This is a genomic window from Halopseudomonas salegens (assembly GCF_900105655.1).
Lineage (GTDB): Bacteria > Pseudomonadota > Gammaproteobacteria > Pseudomonadales > Pseudomonadaceae > Halopseudomonas > Halopseudomonas salegens.
In genome coordinates this window covers 84,565-103,466 of sequence record NZ_LT629787.1, presented here as the reverse complement: position 1 = coordinate 103,466, position 18,902 = coordinate 84,565, and the positions used below count along the sequence as shown (strand labels likewise).

15 protein-coding genes, 1 pseudogene and 1 riboswitch are annotated in these 18,902 nt (G+C 58.7%); of the genes and pseudogenes, 8 read left to right on the top strand and 8 right to left on the bottom strand.

Annotation, left to right across the window (positions count from 1 at the left end; all coding sequences use genetic code 11):
- Positions 1 to 105: 105 nt before the first annotated feature.
- The 3 genes from BLU07_RS00455 to tkt form a co-directional block, all read right to left on the bottom strand.
- Complete coding sequence (locus BLU07_RS00455) at positions 106 to 1,269, bottom strand: phosphoglycerate kinase (RefSeq protein WP_092383084.1); 1,164 nt, start codon at positions 1,267 to 1,269, stop codon at positions 106 to 108.
- 226 nt (positions 1,270 to 1,495) lie between these two features.
- Positions 1,496 to 2,542, bottom strand: coding sequence for an erythrose-4-phosphate dehydrogenase (epd, locus tag BLU07_RS00450; protein WP_092389472.1), 1,047 nt, complete (start codon positions 2,540 to 2,542; stop codon positions 1,496 to 1,498).
- Between the two features lie 204 nt (positions 2,543 to 2,746).
- A complete protein-coding gene (gene tkt / locus BLU07_RS00445) occupies positions 2,747 to 4,747 on the bottom strand; it encodes a transketolase (protein ID WP_092383082.1) in 2,001 nt (666 codons plus the stop codon).
- 221 nt (positions 4,748 to 4,968) lie between these two features.
- Between tkt and BLU07_RS00440 the strand changes: the two genes are divergently transcribed.
- Entirely contained in the window at positions 4,969 to 5,988 is a 1,020-nt protein-coding gene (locus BLU07_RS00440) for an ArsR/SmtB family transcription factor (protein WP_092383080.1), read from the top strand.
- Positions 5,985 to 7,184, top strand: a complete 1,200-nt coding sequence (gene metK / locus BLU07_RS00435) for a methionine adenosyltransferase (protein ID WP_092383078.1) — start codon at positions 5,985 to 5,987, stop codon at positions 7,182 to 7,184. Before BLU07_RS00440 ends, metK begins: the two co-directional genes overlap by 4 nt.
- Before the next feature lie 28 nt (positions 7,185 to 7,212).
- On the opposite strand, the gene BLU07_RS00430 is transcribed toward metK, so the two are convergent.
- Positions 7,213 to 7,677, bottom strand: a complete 465-nt coding sequence (locus BLU07_RS00430; RefSeq protein WP_092383076.1) for a c-type cytochrome — start codon at positions 7,675 to 7,677, stop codon at positions 7,213 to 7,215.
- Positions 7,678 to 7,802: 125 nt separating this feature from the next.
- Positions 7,803 to 7,881: riboswitch (S-adenosyl-L-homocysteine riboswitch) on the top strand.
- Between the two features lie 23 nt (positions 7,882 to 7,904).
- On the opposite strand from BLU07_RS00430, the gene ahcY reads away from it, so the two are divergent.
- The 5 genes and pseudogenes from ahcY (at position 7,905) to BLU07_RS00405 (ending at position 13,735) form a co-directional block, all read left to right on the top strand.
- On the top strand, positions 7,905 to 9,311 hold the full coding sequence (gene ahcY / locus BLU07_RS00425; protein ID WP_092383074.1) for an adenosylhomocysteinase: 1,407 nt from the start codon (positions 7,905 to 7,907) through the stop codon (positions 9,309 to 9,311).
- 204 nt (positions 9,312 to 9,515) lie between these two features.
- Entirely contained in the window at positions 9,516 to 10,358 is an 843-nt protein-coding gene (metF, locus tag BLU07_RS00420) for a methylenetetrahydrofolate reductase [NAD(P)H] (RefSeq protein ID WP_092383072.1), read from the top strand.
- A 239-nt stretch (positions 10,359 to 10,597) separates the two neighbouring features.
- Positions 10,598 to 12,085, top strand: a pseudogene (locus BLU07_RS00415) (DEAD/DEAH box helicase); the annotation flags it as partial.
- A gap of 177 nt (positions 12,086 to 12,262) precedes the next feature.
- Positions 12,263 to 12,853: a DUF3617 family protein gene (locus BLU07_RS00410; RefSeq protein ID WP_157719024.1), complete on the top strand. Its 591-nt coding sequence runs from the start codon at positions 12,263 to 12,265 to the stop codon at positions 12,851 to 12,853.
- Positions 12,854 to 12,946: 93 nt separating this feature from the next.
- On the top strand, positions 12,947 to 13,735 hold the full coding sequence (locus BLU07_RS00405; protein ID WP_092383068.1) for a universal stress protein: 789 nt from the start codon (positions 12,947 to 12,949) through the stop codon (positions 13,733 to 13,735).
- Positions 13,736 to 13,786: 51 nt separating this feature from the next.
- On the opposite strand, the gene BLU07_RS00400 is transcribed toward BLU07_RS00405, so the two are convergent.
- Together BLU07_RS00400 and BLU07_RS00395 are read right to left on the bottom strand one after the other, a co-directional pair.
- A complete protein-coding gene (locus BLU07_RS00400) occupies positions 13,787 to 14,974 on the bottom strand; it encodes a CaiB/BaiF CoA transferase family protein (protein WP_092383066.1) in 1,188 nt (395 codons plus the stop codon).
- 201 nt (positions 14,975 to 15,175) lie between these two features.
- Positions 15,176 to 16,360: an acyl-CoA dehydrogenase gene (locus BLU07_RS00395; RefSeq protein WP_092383064.1), complete on the bottom strand. Its 1,185-nt coding sequence runs from the start codon at positions 16,358 to 16,360 to the stop codon at positions 15,176 to 15,178.
- A gap of 296 nt (positions 16,361 to 16,656) precedes the next feature.
- Between BLU07_RS00395 and BLU07_RS00390 the strand changes: the two genes are divergently transcribed.
- Positions 16,657 to 17,568: a LysR family transcriptional regulator gene (locus BLU07_RS00390; protein WP_092383062.1), complete on the top strand. Its 912-nt coding sequence runs from the start codon at positions 16,657 to 16,659 to the stop codon at positions 17,566 to 17,568.
- 104 nt (positions 17,569 to 17,672) lie between these two features.
- Here BLU07_RS00390 and BLU07_RS00385 read toward each other — a convergent pair whose 3' ends face one another.
- Positions 17,673 to 18,248 carry a YceI family protein gene (locus BLU07_RS00385; RefSeq protein WP_092383060.1) on the bottom strand — a complete coding sequence of 192 codons (576 nt, stop codon included), beginning with the start codon at positions 18,246 to 18,248 and terminating at the stop codon, positions 17,673 to 17,675.
- A 1-nt stretch (position 18,249) separates the two neighbouring features.
- Complete coding sequence (locus BLU07_RS00380; RefSeq protein WP_092389470.1) at positions 18,250 to 18,819, bottom strand: cytochrome b; 570 nt, start codon at positions 18,817 to 18,819, stop codon at positions 18,250 to 18,252.
- Between the last annotated feature and the right edge of the window lie 83 nt (positions 18,820 to 18,902).

Here is an 18,902-nt window from a genome sequence, read left to right as displayed (position 1 = left end):
TCCATAAATTTGTGCAAAACTTTATCGCTGAAAGATTGAAGGCTTACTCGCTGTTGAGCAACCAATACAGCGCCCGACTCTTCAAACCTTCAGCCTATAGTGGCTTTACGCCTTGGCGCGCTGCTGCAAAATCTCGACCGCTGGCAACACCTTGCCCTCGACAAACTCGAGGAAAGCGCCACCGCCAGTGGAAATGTAGGAAATCTGCGCGGCCACTCCGTACTTGTCGATAGCAGCCAGCGTATCGCCACCGCCGGCAATCGAAAAGCCCTCACTGGCCGCAATCGCCTTGGCCAACGCCTCGGTACCGCCACCAAACTGATCAAACTCGAACACCCCGACCGGGCCATTCCACAGAATAGTCCCCGATGCCTTGAGCATTTCGCCGAACACCCGTGCCGTCTGCGGGCCGATATCCAGAATCATGTCATCTTCAGCTACATCGGCAATCGCCTTGACGGTCGCCTCGGCATCCTCGGCAAAGGCCTTGGCCACCACCACATCAGTCGGCAAGGGCACACTCACCTTGGCCGCAATCGCCTTGGCGGTATCCACCAGATCGGCCTCATACAAGGACTTGCCCACCGGGTAGCCGGCTGCCGCCAGGAAGGTATTGGCAATGCCACCACCCACAATCAGTTGATCGCACTTCTCGGACAGCGAATTCAGCACATCCAGCTTGGTCGACACCTTGGAACCGGCAACAATCGCCAGCATTGGTCGCGCCGGCTTGTCCAGCGCCTTGGCCAATGCCGCCAGTTCAGCCGCCAGCAAGGGGCCGGCACAGGCCACCCTGGCAAACCTGGCCACGCCATGGGTCGAACCCTGCGCCCGGTGCGCAGTGCCAAAGGCATCCATCACAAAGACATCACAGAGTGCCGCATACTGCTGCGCCAGCTCATCGGTATTCTTCTTTTCGCCCTTATTGAAGCGCACATTCTCCAGCAGCACCACCTCACCGGGCTTGACCTCAACACCAGCCAGGTAATCACGCACCAGCGGCACCTCACGGCCCAGCGCCTCGCTCAGATAGGCTGCTACCGGTGCCAGGCTGTTCTCTTCACTGAACACCCCCTCTTCCGGCCGGCCCAGGTGAGAGCACACCATCACCGCCGCGCCTTTCTCCAACGCCAGCTTGATGGTCGGCAATGAAGCAACAATCCGCGCATCACTGGCTACCTTGCCATTCTTGACCGGCACGTTCAGGTCTTCACGAATCAGTACCCGCTGGCCCTTGAGGTCCAGCTCCTGCATGGTCAATACGCTCATTTATGGCTCCTTGAATCAAACTCAGTTTAAATCTTGCTGGGTTGCCTGAAGCCACCGCCAACATTAAAAGGTGCCATTGCCGGACAGCTATCATGGACCGTCGATAGTCAGGGACGGCTATCGACGAGCTTACATGGACGTACTTGCAGCGTGTCCATGGTAGCTGTCCGGCAATGGCACCCCAGGACGCACCTGCAGCCACAACCATCTCAAAATCGTCAATCGGTCACTCGGACTCACACCGCCGCAACCAATACCCCGCCACATCCAGCATCCGGTTGGCAAAGCCCCACTCATTATCAAACCACACCAGCAGATTCACCATGCGCGGCCCGGACACCCGCGTCTGACTGCCATCCACAATTGCCGAATGCGGATCATGATTGAAATCACAACTGGCGTGGGGCAGCTCGGTGTAATCCAGCAGCCCCGCATACTCACCCTCAGCCGCCGCCTTGAGCAGCGCATTCACCTCAGCCGCCGTCGTATCCCGACTGGTCTGCAAGGTAATATCCAGCGCCGACACATTCACCGTCGGCACCCGGATCGCCTTCGCCTGAATACGCCCCGCCAATTCCGGCAACAAGCGCTCAATTCCCCGCGCCAACCCCGTCGACACCGGAATCACTGACTGAAAGGCCGAACGTGTGCGGCGCAAATCCTCATGATGGTAGGCATCAATCACCGGCTGATCATTCATCGCCGAATGAATCGTCGTGATCGACACATACTCCAGGCCGATCTGCTCATTCAGCAGCTTCAGCAATGGCACCCCGCAATTGGTGGTACATGACGCATTGGAAACCAGCCGCTGCTCAGCGTTCAACAATTGCTGATTGACCCCGTATACCACCGTCGCATCCACAGCCTGCTCGCAGACCATCGGCTGTGAAAACAGTACCCGAGGCACCCCGGCATGGGTAAAACGCAGTGCTTGCTCACGCGTGGTGTACTGGCCGGAACACTCCAGCACCAGATCCACTTCCAGCGCCGCCCAATCGACCCCCTCCGGATCAGCCGCCCGCAGAACCTGTACACAATCACCGTTGATATGCAGACAGTCATCCACCACGCTGACCTCGCCGGGAAAGCGCCCGTGGGTAGAATCAAACCGGGTCAGATACTCAATGCTGGCCTGGTCGGCCAGATCATTCAACGCCACCACCTGCAAACCCTCGCAGCCACGCTCATACAGCGCACGCAGCACGCAACGCCCGATACGACCGTAGCCGTTCAGGGCGAGGCGAAAAGGCGGGCGAGGTGTTGGGGGCATGGTGGCCATCAGGTAGTAGTGGTTAATCCGGTCGTTGGGTTTACGGGCTAAGGGCTAAGGCTTAAGGCTTAAGGCTTGAAGGTCGGGATTGGCATGTTTGTCTGGACAGTGCAAAGGGTCTGCAATCTCTGACCAACGCACGCTCCACCCAACCACACTCACCTCAACCTTCCAGCCCTGTAGCCTCAAGCCTTAAGCGGTTGTTCAATCCTCCAACAGCTCTTCCGCTGCTGCCAGTACATTATCGAGGGTAAAGCCGAACTCCTCGAACAGCGCAGCAGCCGGCGCTGATTCGCCGAAGGTCTGCATACCGATAATGCGGCCGTCGAGTCCCACGTACTTGTACCAGAAGTCAGTGTGCGCCGCTTCGATTGCGATCCGCGCCCCCACTTCCAGCGGCAGAACCGACTGCCTGTATGCCGCATCCTGCTGATCAAATACGCTGGTCGAAGGCATGGATACAACCCGCACCTGGCGACCCGCCGCCGTCAGTTTTTCACAGGCATCCATCGCCAGACCCACTTCAGAGCCGGTCGCGATCAGAATCAACTCGGGCTCACCGGCGCAGTCCTTGAGCACATAACCACCGCGCGCGATATCCGCCAATTGCTGACCATCACGACTCTGGTGCGGCAGGTTCTGGCGCGAGAAGACAAGCGCACTGGGGCCATCGGCTCGCTCGATTGCGTACTTCCAGGCCACCGCCGATTCGACCGCATCAGCCGGACGCCAGGTATCCAGGTTCGGCGTTGAACGCAAGCTGGCCAGCTGCTCGATCGGCTGGTGGGTCGGACCATCCTCACCCAAACCGATGGAGTCGTGGGTGAACACATAGAGCACCCGCTGGCGCATCAGTGCCGACATGCGCACCGCATTGCGCGCGTATTCCATAAAGATCAGGAAGGTCGCACCGTAAGGGATAAAACCGCCATGCAAGGCAATACCGTTCATGATTGCGCTCATGCCGAACTCACGCACGCCATAAAACAGGTAGTTGCCGCTGGCATCATCGGCACTGACGCCCTTGCAATCCTGCCACAGGGTCAGGTTGGAGCCAGCCAGATCGGCCGAACCACCCAGCAGTTCCGGCAACAAGGGGCCATAGGCATTCAGGCTGTTCTGGCTGGCCTTGCGACTGGCGATGGTTTCACCCTTCTCCGCCACAGCAGACACATACGCTGCCGATTTTTCGGCAAAGTCAGCCGGCAGTTCACCCGCCAGACGGCGCTGCAGTTCTTCCGCCAGCTCTGGATAAGCGGCTGCATAGGCAGCAAAACGCTCATTCCAGGCTGCCTCTGCCGCAGCACCGGCTTCATGGGCATCCCATTCGGCTTTGATCTCGGCCGGAATCTCGAACGGACCATGCGGCCAGTTCAACGCCGCGCGGGTAGCGACAATTTCCTCATCCCCCAGTGGCGCACCGTGACAGTCTTCCTTGCCCTGTTTGTTCGGCGAACCGAACCCGATCACCGTCTTGCAGCAGATCAAGGTCGGCTGACTGGTATTCTTGCGCGCCGTGTCGATTGCGATCTTGATCTCTTCGGCATCATGGCCGTCGACATTGCGGATCACCTGCCAGCCATAGGCCTCGAAACGTTGGGGCGTATCATCGGTAAACCAGCCTTCCACCTCTCCATCGATGGAAATACCGTTGTCATCATAGAAACCAATCAGCTTGCCCAGGCCCAAAGTGCCGGCCAGTGAACTGACTTCATGCGAGATACCTTCCATCAGGCAGCCATCACCCATGAAGACGTAGGTAAAGTGATCAACAACCTGGTGCTGGTCACGATTGAACTGCGCAGCCAGTACTTTCTCGGCAATCGCCATGCCGACCGCATTGGCCAGCCCCTGACCCAATGGCCCGGTAGTAGTCTCCACGCCGGGGGCATAACCGTATTCCGGGTGACCAGCGGTCTTGCTGTGCAGCTGACGGAAACTCTGCAGATCAGCGATCGACAATTCATAGCCAGTCAGATGCAACAAGGAATAAATCAACATTGAACCGTGGCCGTTGGACAGCACAAAGCGGTCACGATCAACAAATTTCGGATTGGCTGGATTGTGTTTCAGGTAGTCACGCCACAGGACTTCGGCGATATCCGCCATCCCCATTGGCGCGCCGGGATGGCCGCTCTTGGCTTTCTGCACGGCATCCATGCTGAGGGCACGAATGGCATTGGCGCGGTCACGACGGCTGGGCATGTGTAACTCCTGTGATTGACTGGCAAATCGTTGCAGCGGGCATCTTGGCCCGCGAAGCCCGGCATTTTCGCGCAAATGGCCGCGCCGGGCAATGAAAACCCCCAGCGTGGCGGGAATCGCCAACCCGCCGACTGACGAAAGGCAACACACCGACACATCTATATCAAAAAACTTTGATATAGATGTTGCATCGCGCTACGACCATCCCTACACTTGCCTGCATGAACACTGTCGCCCAACTTGCACCCTTGCCGGGTGCCGCCACTGATGCTCTGGCTGCCCTGTGCAAGGCAACCGGCGACACGCTGCGCCTGGATATTCTGCGCGTCTTGCGCAATGACTCTTTCGGCGTGCTCGAACTGGCGCAAATTTTCGCCATGCGTCAGTCAGGCATGAGCCACCACCTCAAGGTGCTGGCCAAAGCCGGGCTGGTAATTACCCGCCGCGAGGGCAATTCGATTTTTTATCGGCGCAGCCTGCCCGCGGGTGACAGCCATTGGTGCCGGGTACATGAACAGCTGCTGGCCGGGCTTGATGCTCTGGCGCTGGATGCTGAACTGGCCGATGGCATCCGCCAGGTTCATCGTCAACGCAGCGCCCTGTCGGAACAGTTTTTTTCCCGCTTTGCCGACGGCCCACCAGCGCAGGACGACCTGCTGGCGCATATCAGCCAGTACCGTGAGCCATTGGTGGCCCTGATTGACAGCCTGCAGCTGCCGGCGCACGCCCTGGCAATAGAAATTGGCCCCGGCGAAGGTGACTTTCTGCCCGACCTGGCTGCACGCTTCCAGCGTGTCATTGCTCTGGACAATGCACCGGCAATGCTCGACAGAGCACGCCTGCTCTGTACGCAGGCGCAACTGAACAATGTTGAATGCCTGCTTGCCGACGCTCTGCAGGCTCAGAACTTGCCGGCTGCCGACTGTTTGATCAGCAATATGGTGCTGCACCACATGCCGGCTCCGGCCGACGCCCTGCAGCAGCTGGCCGGTTTCCTGAAACCCGGCGGGCGACTGGTGCTGACCGAGCTTTGTCGTCACGATCAGAGCTGGGTCCGCGACACCTGCGGCGATCTTTGGCTCGGTTTTGACCAGGCGGATCTGTCCTGGTGGGCAGAGCAAGCCGGCCTGCACGTTGATGCCAGCCAATACATCGGCTTGCGCAACGGCTTTCAGTTGCAATTGCAAGCTTTCAGCAAACCCGACTCCCATGTCCTTCGCGCAACAGGAACTCCAGCATGAGCGATTATTCCATCTTCACCTCTGAATCCGTTTCCGAAGGCCATCCGGACAAGCTGGCTGACCAGATATCCGATGCCGTCCTCGATGCCATCCTCACGGAAGACAAGTATGCCCGGGTGGCCTGCGAAACCATGGTCAAGACCGGGGTGGCCATCGTCGGCGGAGAAATCACCACCAGTGCCTGGGTTGATCTGGAAGACCTGGTACGCGGCGTCATCTGCGACATTGGCTACACCTCATCCGACGTCGGTTACGACGGCGCCACCTGTGGTGTGATCAATATCATCGGCAAGCAATCTCCTGACATTGCCCAGGGTGTTGACCGGCAAAAACCGGAAGATCAGGGCGCCGGTGACCAGGGCCTGATGTTTGGTTATGCCAGCAACGAAACCGACGTGTTGATGCCGGCTCCGATCACCTTCTCCCATCGTCTGGTCCAGCGTCAGGCTGAAGCTCGCCGGAATGGCACCCTCGCCTGGCTGCGCCCGGATGCCAAGTCCCAGGTAACTTGCCGCTATGAAAACGGCCGGGTAACAGGCGTCGACGCCATCGTGCTGTCGACCCAGCACAACCCCGACATCAGCCAGGCCGACCTGCGCGAAGCAGTGATGGAAGAAATCATCAAGCCGGTGATTCCGGCAGAACTGCTGCATGCCGACACCCAGTTCCATATCAACCCGACCGGCAAGTTCGTCATCGGCGGACCCGTGGGCGATTGCGGCCTGACCGGGCGCAAGATCATCGTCGACACCTACGGCGGCATGGCCCGCCATGGCGGCGGCGCCTTCTCCGGCAAGGACCCGTCCAAGGTTGATCGCAGCGCCACCTACGCCGGCCGTTATGTCGCCAAGAATGTGGTTGCCGCCGGCCTGGCTGACAAGTGCGAGATCCAGGTGTCCTACGCCATCGGGGTTGCCCTGCCCACCTCGGTATCGATCAACACTTTCGGTACCGGCAAGCTGAGCGACGAGAAAATCATCCAGCTGGTGCTGCAGCACTTTGACCTGCGTCCCTTCGCGATCACCCGCATGCTCGACCTGCTGCACCCGATGTACAGAGCCACTGCGGCCTACGGTCACTTTGGTCGCACCCCCTACGAAATGACCGTGAAAGGCGACACTTTCACCGCTTTCCCGTGGGAAAAAACCGACAAGGCCGAAGCCCTGCGTGCCGACGCTGGATTGCCACGGGCCTGACGGCTCTCACAACGACAGGGGTTCGTGTCTAGCGGCGATAATCGTCGTGACAGCCACGACAGGCTTGCTGGACCCCGGTCAACGCCGGAAGCAAGGCATCAGGTTCATTGCCCTGTTCGGCGGTGACTACCGCCAGCTCGGCAACGGCTTGCTGATAGCGCTCGATGGCGTCAGCAAAACCGGCCGCATCGGACCAGACACTGGGCCGCGCAGCATTGGGTTGGCGAGAATCGTCCGGCTCGGGAAAATATTCCCAGGGCGCATCGGTGAGTTCGACCAGTCGCTGCACATGGGCAGCGAAGATATCGGCATCAAATGCCAGGCGGCCACGCAACATGCCATCCAGCGACTCGCTGCTGTTGAGCATGCGCTTGAAGTCAGCCTGGCGTTGACCTTCCGGCGAATCCGGATCGGCCGACTGACTGCCACAGGCAGTCAAGAGGATTGACAGGGTGGTCAGTCCGAGCAGTTTCAGGGGTGATACGTGTGACATTGTTTCATCCGAACAGGTTATGGATGGAAAGTACTGACAGTCGACTGATCGGGCTTTCCACGGCGATGCAAGAATAACCCTTGCACGTCGGGGCGGCGGCAGCCGCACACAGTTTGCAACACACCCCGACCGAGGGGCGCTGCAGCGACAGGTTTGTCGTCAGGCTCGGCGGGCAGTGTACAGAAAGAACCGCGCCCATTCGCTAACTACGAATGGAGTAATCGCCAATGAGTGCCGTAATGAACGACAAAGAATTCAAAGACTACAAGGTTGCCGATATGTCGCTGGCCGACTGGGGCCGCCGCGAAATCATCATCGCCGAATCGGAAATGCCGGCACTGATGGCCATGCGTCGCAAATACAAGACCGAGCAGCCGCTCAAGGGTGCCAAGATTCTCGGCTGCATCCACATGACCATCCAGACCGCTGTACTGATCGAAACCCTGACCGCGCTGGGTGCCGAAGTACGCTGGTCATCATGCAATATTTTCTCGACCCAGGATCAGGCCGCTGCTGCAATCGCCGCTGCCGGCGTTCCGGTTTTTGCCTGGAAAGGTGAAACCGAGGAAGAGTACGAATGGTGCATCGAGCAGACCATCCTGAAAGATGGCAAGCCCTGGGATGCCAACATGATTCTGGATGATGGCGGTGACCTGACCCAGATCCTGCATGATAAATACCCGCAGGTGCTCGAGGGCGTACACGGCGTCACCGAAGAGACCACCACCGGCGTACACCGCCTGCAGGATATGCTGAAAAAAGGCACCCTGAAGATCCCCGCGATCAACGTCAATGACTCGGTGACCAAGAGCAAGAACGACAACAAGTACGGCTGCCGCCACAGCCTCAACGACGCCATCAAGCGTGCAACCGATCACCTGCTGTCCGGCAAGCAGGCGCTCGTCGTCGGCTATGGCGATGTTGGCAAAGGCTCAGCCGCTTCGCTGCGCCAGGAAGGCATGATCGTCAAGATCACCGAATGCGACCCGATCTGCGCCATGCAAGCCTGCATGGATGGCTACGAAGTCGTATCGCCCTACAAGAACGGCATCAACGATGGCACCGACGCCAGCGTCGACAGCGCACTGCTGGGCAAGATCGATCTGATCGTGACCACTACCGGTAACGCCAATGTGTGTGATGCCGGCATGCTCAAGGCACTGAAGAAGCGTGCGATCGTCTGCAATATCGGTCACTTCGACAATGAGATTGATACTGCCTTCATGCGCAAGCACTGGGGCTGGGAAGAGGTCAAGCCACAGGTGCACAAGATCCACCGCACCGGCCCGAATGTAGATGTCGAGAATGATGACTACCTGATCCTGCTTGCTGAAGGCCGGCTGGTTAACCTGGGCAACGCCACTGGCCACCCGAGCCGGATCATGGATGGCTCCTTCGCCAACCAGGTGCTGGCCCAGATCCACCTGTACAACGAAAAGTTTGCCGATCTGCCGGTCGTCGAGAAGACCAGCAACGTCACCGTGATGGTGCTGCCGAAGAAACTCGATGAAGAAGTCGCACTGGAAATGGTCAAGGGCTTCGGTGGCGTCATCACCCGCTTGACCAAGACTCAGGCCGACTACATCGGCGTTGACGTCGAAGGGCCTTTCAAGCCTGACAGCTACCGTTACTAAAGGGTTAAAAGCCGTTCAAGGCTGATTTGATAGACAGCCGCTGAAAGCGTGAAACTGACGGCTGGAAGGGAAAGATCGTAGCTGTTGTGTCGACCGGGCAAAAGACCTGCATTACTGGTTACCTGCATGGCTGTCACAACATCACCGAGCCTGACCTTCCAGCCTCCAGCGTCAGGCTTTCAGCCCATTACAAGGTAACTTACAATGACATCCCCCTCTGCCCCGGTCAGCTTCGAATTTTTTCCGACCAAGACCGACGCCGGGCATGCCAAACTGATTGCCGCTGCCCATGTACTGGCCGGTGAAAACCCCGAATTCTTCTCCGTCACCTATGGTGCCGGCGGTTCGACCCGTGATCGCACACTGAACACCGTGCTGCAGCTCGACCAGGAGGTCAAAGTGCCCACCGCACCGCACCTGTCCTGCGTTGGGGACAGCAAGGAAGACTTGCGCAGCCTGCTCCAACAGTACCGCGAGTCGGGCATTCAACGCATTGTTGCTCTGCGTGGCGACTTGCCGTCCGGCATGGGCCAGGCCTCAGGTGAATTGCGTTACGCCAATGAACTGGTCGAGTTCATTCGCGCCGAAACCGGTGACCATTTCACCATCGAAGTTGCCGCCTACCCGGAAGCGCACCCGCAGGCACGCAATTACGAGCAGGACCTGACCAACTTTGTGCGCAAAGCCCGGGCGGGTGCCGACAGCGCCATCACCCAGTACTTTTTCAACGCTGATTGCTATTTCCACTTTGTCGAGCGCGTACGCAAGGCCGGTGTGGATATTCCGATCATTCCCGGTATCATGCCCATCACCAACTACAGCAAGCTGGCGCGCTTCTCCGATGCCTGCGGCGCGGAAATACCGCGCTGGATCCGCAAGCAGCTGGAAGCCTACGGCGACGACAGCGACAGCATTGCCGCCTTCGGCACCGATGTCATCACCGATATGTGCCAGCGCCTGCTCGACGGCGGTGCACCCGGCCTGCACTTCTATACCCTGAACCAGGCAGAAGCCAGCCTGGCAGTGTGGCGCAATCTGCGGGGCTAAAAGGCACTGCGCGCCGCTGGAAGCTGGAAGGCTAGACGCTGCTGTGTCGGCACTGCGCATACTCTGCACAGCAGGTCTTGCACACGGGCAACACAGCGACTGCGCTCTTGACCTTCCAGCCTTGAGCGGCTGGTCAGCAAGCCCCTGCCCGCTACAAGCTGTGTTATACTCCACTTTCTTCAATTTCGGCCGCACGGACAGATTCCAGTTCGCAAACGGCCATCACAGGGTTTATCTGAATGTCCTTTGCTTCTCTCGGCTTGTCCGACGCATTGTTGCGTGCCGTGGCAACCACCGGCTATACAACGCCTACACCTGTTCAACTGCAAGCCATCCCTACCGTATTGCAAGGCCGCGACCTGATGGTCGCTGCACAAACCGGCACCGGCAAGACCGGCGGTTTCGCCCTGCCAATGCTGGAATTGCTGTTTCCCAATGGCCAGCCCAGCGGCCACGTGCGCAAACCTCGTCAGGTCCGCGCACTGGTTTTGACCCCGACGCGTGAATTGGCCGCCCAGGTACACGAAAGCATCACCGACTATGCGACAGAGCTGCCGCTGAAAAGCGCCTGCGTGTTCGGTGGTGTTGGCCCCAACCCGCAAGTTCGCGCGATTGCACCCGGCCTGGACATCCTGGTTGCCTGCCCTGGTCGCCTGCTCGACCTGGCCAACCAGAAACTGGTCGACTTGTCGCAAGTGGAAATCCTCGTCCTTGACGAAGCCGACCGCATGCTCGACATGGGCTTTATTCATGACGTGAAAAAAGTCATTGCCCGTTTGCCCGGCAAGCGTCAGAACCTGTTGTTCTCCGCAACCTTCTCGAAAGAGATTACCGAACTGGCCAACCGGTTGCTGAATGATCCGCAACGCATCGAAGTCACGCCACCGAACACCACGGTAGAGCGCATCGAGCAGAAAGCATTCCGTATTCAGTCAGGCCACAAGCGTGCCCTGCTTGCCCACCTGATTACCCAGGGCGCCTGGGAACAGGTACTGGTGTTTACCCGCACCAAGCATGGTGCCAACCGCCTCGCTGAGTACCTCAACAAACAGGGCCTGACCGCCGCAGCCATCCATGGCAACAAGAGCCAGAGCGCCCGCACCAAAGCGCTCAAGGAATTCAAGGCCGGCACCCTGCGGATCATGGTCGCCACCGATATCGCCGCCCGCGGTCTGGATATCGACCAACTGCCCCACGTGGTCAACTTCGAGCTGCCCAATGTATCCGAAGATTATGTTCACCGCATCGGCCGTACTGGCCGAGCCGGACGCAGCGGCGAAGCTGTTTCCCTCGTCAGTCCTGATGAAGAAAAACTGCTCAAATCTATCGAACGCATGACTCGCCAGCAGATCGAGACGGGGGATGACCTGGGCTTTGTCGCACCCACTCAGAATGATCTGAACAATGATCGCCCTGAACGCGCTGAACGTTCGGATCGCCCGCGTGGCAATCAACCCAGCCGCAAGCGCAATGCCGACAGCAGCAAAAACGGCCAGCAACCAGGCCGCGCTGCCAACGGCAAGCGCAACGGACCGAAAGGGCCCAAGCCGGCCAAAGGGCCTGCTGACCAGCCACGCAGCAATCAGCCGCGCCGTCCGCAACGTGCCGCCCGGCCGGTGATCAGTGAGCCCGATGACGCCGTAGCGCGCGAGCGCCGTCTGCAAGCCTTCGGCAATCGCGCCGTTCCCGATCCGGAAGAAAAGCCGGCGCGCAACAATCGCCGCAAGGGTCAGGAAAAGCCGGCCCTGTTTGGCGGCTGAGACAGCGTCTATACCGGCGCCAGCTTGATCTGGCGCCGACACCCTCTCTCCCACACAGTTGCCGGTAGTCCAACAAACTCCTATAGTCAGATGTCAGCGGCCGTCAGGGCCCTGCACCAACCCACGACCAAAAGGAGTTGCCCCATGTGGCAGTCAGCTACCAAATCCCTTATCGCCTGCCTGGCTGGCGGTATTCTGCTCAACGCCCAGGCTCAGGATATCTCGCCATTGCCGGAAACCGGCCTGTGGCAGGTTGAAACCACCACTCTGATCAATGGTCAGGACATGATGTCCGCGATTCGCGAAGCCCAGCGCCAGGCCCTCAGCCAGTTGCCGGAAGAACAACGGGCAATGATGGAAGCCATGATGCAGCAGGATGAGGATCAGGTGAATCACGAATGCGTCACCAACGATGATCTGGCTACCTTTTCCGATGCCGACGCCCTGCTGCAAGACCTTCTGCGCGACATGCCCGGCTGCAGCATTGAATTGACCGAACGCGGTGGCGACCGCTTGGCATTTGCCGGCACCTGTGATGGTGAGGAAGGTTTTACCGGAGATATTGAGGGTGAGGTCGTTATGACCAGTGCGCGTGAGATGCGCCACACCTTCACGGGTAACGGCACACTGAATACCAAGTCAAATGAACTACCACCCGGCATGCAGGACATGACCGGGCAGGTTGAAACCCGTCATACCGAAATTGCTCGCTGGGTAGCCGCCGATTGCCGTTAAGGCCATCCGACTGAAGCTGACCCAGATCATGGAAAAATCTCCCGCTGATGCCACACTGCAAGAAAGCAATGACAGACAATCAGGAGATGCCCCATGCTGAAGCATTGTATTGTCGGAGTGGATTATTCACCGGAATGGGACCGGACGCTGGAGTACCTGCCAGCGATAAAATTGCTGGCTGGATTGGAACATTTAACCCTGGTGCATGTGGTTGAAAGCTTCAAGCGTCAGCGCACGCGTGACCAGCCCGGTGCCGCAGAAGGCCATCTGAAGCATCTGGCCGAGCAGCTATCCGCCGATCTGGGCATTGCTGTCGACTATGTTGTCCGCAGTGGTTTTGCCGCCTCGGAAATTCTCGAGGTGGCCAAAACCCGCGCTGCCGACGGCATCATTGCCCTGAATCGCAGCCATTCCGCCAGCCGCGAAGTCCTCATCGGCAATATTGTCATCAACCTGGCGCGCATGACCCGAATTCCATTGCTGGTAATCGCCAGTGACGGCGCCATTGCCGAACCCGGCGCCCCGATCATTCTGGGCACCGATGGTTCGGCACCGGCCAAAGCGGCCCAACACTGGTTCGAAGGCTTTGTCCGGCAGGGCAACCATGGCCTGGCCTTGTGGGTGGATGCTGACGAACACGATGACGAAGAAGAAGCCCATCGCAGCCTGAGCAACCTGAGTAGCGCGTTCAGCAATGTTGCTACACGCCGTCTCAAGGGCGACGCAACCGACCAGCTCGTCAAAACCGCCAGCGAGGAAAAGGCTGCACTCCTGATTATCGGCAAGCGCGGCAATACCCCAATCCAGGATCTGTTGATTGGCAGCACCGCAGAATCCGTTGTACGCGAAAGCCGCCAACCGGTATTACTGATTCCGACATGAGTTCATCTCTGGCCACCACGGCACCGCGTGTCGGGTGGCCATCAGGCTGGCTCATACCTCACTGTCGCCCAACCAGTCTCTTCGCACAGCGGCGGCATCGGCGTTCAGCAGTGGGGGCGCATGGCGATAGCTGACCGGTGTGCGTGACAAACGGATCGGATTAGCCACCAGGCTGACCTGGCCACTCAGCGGATGCGGCATCGGCAGCAGCAACTCCCTGGCCTGCACCTGCGAGTCAGCGAATACCTGCTGCAGATCATTGATCGGCCCACAGGGCACCCCCGCCTCCTGCAACAAACGGACCCACTCATCCGTGGTACGAAACACCGTTTGCTGGCGGATCAAGGGGATCAATTCGTCGCGATGGGCGACCCGGGATGCATTGCTGGCAAAGCGCGGATCATCCGCCCATTGCGCCTGCCCGACAGCAGCGGCGAAGGCGCGGAACTGACTGTCGTTACCGACGGTAAGAATGACATTGCCATCTGCGGTGGGAAAATCCTGATAGGGCACAATGTTCGGATGGGCATTGCCAAGGCGCTGCGGTACCTGGCCGGTGGTCAGGTAGTTCAGTGCCTGATTGGCCAGGCTGGCGACCTGCACGTCCAGCAGTGCCAGATCGATATGCTGACCCAGACCGCTTTTCTCGCGCTCGGCCAATGCCGCAAGAATTGCGTTGCTGGCGTAAAGGCCGGTCAACACATCGGTGAGCGCAACCCCGACCTTGAGCGGCCCGGCACCCGGCTCACCGTCGGGCTGCCCGGTCACACTCATCAAGCCGCCCAACCCCTGGATCATGAAATCGTAACCGGCCCGGGCGGCATAAGGCCCGGTCTGGCCAAACCCGGTGACCGAGCAATAGATCAGCCGCGGGTTGAGTGCCTGCAGGCTGGCGTAGTCCAGCCCATAGGCCGCCAGGCCGCCGACCTTGAAGTTCTCGATCAGTACATCTGCTTTGGCCACCAGACGCTTCAGCTCAGCCTGACCGGCTGGCTGGGTAAAGTCGATTGCCAGCGAACGCTTGTTGCGGTTGGCACTGAGGAAATAGGCTGCTTCCGAGGTGTCGCATCCGGCGCTGTCCTTCAGGTATGGCGGCCCCCAGGCACGCGTATCATCGCCGCCCTGCGGGCGTTCGATCTTGACCACATCCGCACCCAGATCACCCAGCAACTGCCCCGCCCAGGGGCCGGCCAGAATGCGGGACAGATCGAGGACACGCAAGCCAGATAAAGCAGACACAACGGACACCTCAGAAACAGGTAGCAGCGAAATGAAGGGTGGAGACCTTCGCTGCAAGCTTGAGGCTAGAGGCTGGAAGGTCAAGCATGGCGCGTACCTGGAGCGGCTGCCCTGGTGGGACGTTGTCTAACCAAGCGCCGCAGTCCAATCAACACCACGCCCCATACCTTCCAGCTTTCAGCCCGCGGAAGACGTCAGGCATTAAAAGAACGCCTGCAGCCCCGTCTGCGCCCGACCCAGAATCAAGGCATGGACATCGTGGGTGCCTTCGTAGGTATTGACCACTTCCAGGTTGACCACATGACGGATCACGCCGTACTCATCGGAGATGCCGTTACCACCCAGCATGTCGCGGGCAACCCGGGCAATATCCAGCGACTTGCCACAGGAGTTGCGCTTCATGATCGAGGTGATTTCCACCGCTGCAGTGCCTTCATCCTTCATCCGGCCCAGCCGCAGGCAGCCTTGCAGCGCCATGGTGATTTCGGTCTGCATGTCGGCCAGCTTCTTCTGGATCAGCTGGGTTTGCGCCAGCGGGCGACCGAACTGCATACGATCCATAGTGTACTGGCGCGCGGTGTGCCAGCAGAACTCGGCGGCACCCAAAGCCCCCCAGGAAATCCCGTAACGGGCCGAGTTGAGGCAGGTAAAGGGACCTTTCAGGCCGCTCACATGCGGCAGCATGTTCTCTTCCGGCACAAACACATCTTCCATCACGATCTCACCGGTGATCGAAGTACGCAGACCGACCTTGCCCTTGATCGCCGGGGCGCTCAGGCCCTGCATGCCCTTCTCGAGAATAAAGCCACGAATCTTGTCGTCATCGGTCTTTGCCCAAACCACAAACACATCCGCAATCGGGCTGTTGGTGATCCACATCTTGGCGCCTTTCAGGCTGTAACCGCCGTCAACGCTGCGGGCACGGGTCACCATGGAGCCCGGGTCGGAGCCGTGGTTCGGCTCGGTCAGACCAAAGCAGCCTACCCACTCGCCGCTGGCCAGTTTGGGCAGGTATTTCATTTTCTGCTCTTCACTACCGAACTCATTGATCGGCACCATGACCAGTGACGACTGCACACTCATCATCGAGCGATAGCCGGAATCCACCCGCTCTACTTCACGGGCGATCAGGCCGTAGCACACGTAGTTCAGGCCGCTGCCGCCGTACTGCTCGGGAATGGTGGCGCCCAACAGACCCAGCTCGCCCATTTCACGAAAAATGGCGATATCCGTTTCTTCATTGCGGAAGGAGTTGAGCACCCGTGGCATCAGCTTTTCCTTGCAGTACTGGGCGGCCGAATCTCGCACCATGCGCTCTTCTTCGGTCAATTGCTGATCCAGCAACAGCGGATCTTCCCAGTTGAAACTTGCTTTTGATTCGGCCATGGGTAACTCCAGACAGTGACGGGTAATTCAGGCGCAAGATGCCCTGATTCAAGTGCTATTAAGACTAGTCGCCACAGCCACGACAGGCAAACGCGTTTTTCGCAGCAACTTGTGCTAAATTGGAACTCCGAAATCATTAACAGCCGTTGCAGGCTTGATGCCAAAGGCTGGAGGACTGACACAGGCGAAGTGGCTCACTTCAAGGCTCTAACGAGAACACAAACCTTCCAGCCACGCACAAAGAGTCATCTTCCAGCGTCTGGCATTTAGGCTGCAACCATCCGAAGGATGCCACTATGCGCCGCAAAATCCCCCCGACCCAGGCCTTGATCTGTTTCGAATCTGCCGCCCGGCATGAGAGCTTTACCAAAGCGGCGGAAGAGCTGGCGCTGACGCAGAGCGCAGTATGCCGCCAGATAGCCAATCTTGAGGAGTTTCTCGATGTGCAGCTGTTTCGGCGCACCCGGCGAGGCGTCAAGCTGACTGAAACCGGGCAGACCTACAGCCGACGCATCGCCAACGGGCTGGATGCCGTAGAGCGCGACACCCTGTCGGTGATGGGCAACCAGGGCACTGCCACGCTTGAGTTGGCATTGGTGCCGACCTTCGGCACGCAATGGCTACTGCCGCGATTGAACAGCTTTCTTGTGCAACATCCGCATGTCACCGTCAACCTGACCAACCGCACCCGCCCGTTTCTGTTTGCTGATACCGAGTTCGACGCTGCCATCTACTTCGGTGATGGCGACTGGTCAGGGACCGAAGCCCATTTCCTGATGCACGAATCCCCGGTACCGGTTTGCAGTCCGGCGCTGATCGCGCCGGCCAGCGAACTGACCCCAGAGCAAATTGCCCAGCTGCCGTTGCTGCAACAGACCACCCGCCCTTATGCCTGGCGGCAGTGGTTTGCTTCACTCGGCATGCGTGTCGAACACGATCTGAATGGGACCCGGCTGGAGCTGTTTTCCATGCTTGGCCAAGCCGCCATGCACGGCATGGGCATTGCCCTGATTCCACCCTTTCTGATCCGTGAGGAGCTGGCGAGCGGCAAGCTGATCAACCCTTGCACGCACAGCTTTGAAAGCAACAACGCCTACTACCTTGCCATTCCCGAACGCAAGGCCGAATCAGCCACCTTGCAAGGGTTCAGGGATTGGCTGCTGGCGGAGGCCAGCACCTATCGAGATGCACTGAGTGCAGCCCGGTGATGGGCCGGCAAAAGCGTTCGTCAATACACAAAAAACCCGATCCACAGGGGAGTAGACCGGGTTGGCTGGCGACAAGAATATGACCTTGAAACAGGCTCAGATCATTACTGACGGATACCTTCCACCGTCAGCATCAATTCCACTTCCTGGGAGGCCGGGCCCAGATCCATCGGAATAGCAAAATCCTTCAAACGCAAGGTGGTGGTGCCTTCAAAACCGGCACGGTAACCGCCCCAGGGATCTTCACCTTCACCCAGGAATCTGGCGTCCAATACGACGGGCTTGGTGACGCCATTCAGCGTCAGATCACCGGTTACCTGCGCTGTATCTTCACCGGTCATCTCCACTGCTGTGGAAGTGAAGGTCGCCTGCGGATGCTCGGCCACATTGAGAAAGTCATCACTGCGCAGGTGTTTGTCACGCTCCGCGTGGTTTGAGTCCACGCTGGCGGTATTGATGGTGACGTTCACCGCACTGGCCTCGGGCTGGTCTGCGTCCCAGCTGAAAGTGCCGTCAAAATCGTTGAACCGCCCATACAACCAGCTATAGCCCAGGTGACTGATCTTGAAGTTGATAAAGGCGTGCTGGCCTTCCTTGTCGATCACATAATCGGCAGCCTGCAAACTACCGCTCAGCGCCATCAGACTACCCAATGCAATACCGACGAATGTCTTTTTCATGTCAATGCTCCTCAGATGAATGCAAGCGCAGCCCAAGCATGCGCCGCAAGGTATTATCGCGGTCAATAAAATGATGTTTCAGCGCACCCAGCGCATGAATCCCAGCCAGAACCAACACGGTAATTGCCAACCAGTAATGCACAAACCCGGCGCGATCAGCCTGCTCCGGCAAGCCTGACACCAGCGCAGGCAGGGTAAACCAGCCAAATACATCAATGCCCTGCCCGTTCGCGGTAGAAATCAGGTAGCCACTGATCACGATGACTACCAACAACAGGTACAACAAACCATGTACCAGCCCAGCCAAGCGTTTTTCCCAGCCCTTGTGGGCAGCGATATGTGCCGGACGGGGATTGCACCAGCGCCAGATCAGGCGCAGCAGCAAGACCAACACCAGGGAAACGCCGATGCTCTTGTGCCAGAAAGGTGCACTGCGATAGTAGGGGCTGTAGTACGTCAGATCGGTCATCCACAGGCCCAACACAGCCAGACCGATTACCGTGACGGCAACCAGCCAATGAAAGCCGATGGCTATCCAGCCATAGGTGAGAGAGGTGTTTTTAAGCTGCATATCGCCCATCCGACAATTCAATGAAGGCATTCTCACATCGAACCAGTCAGACAAAAAGCGCAATATATGGTTCCAATCAATCA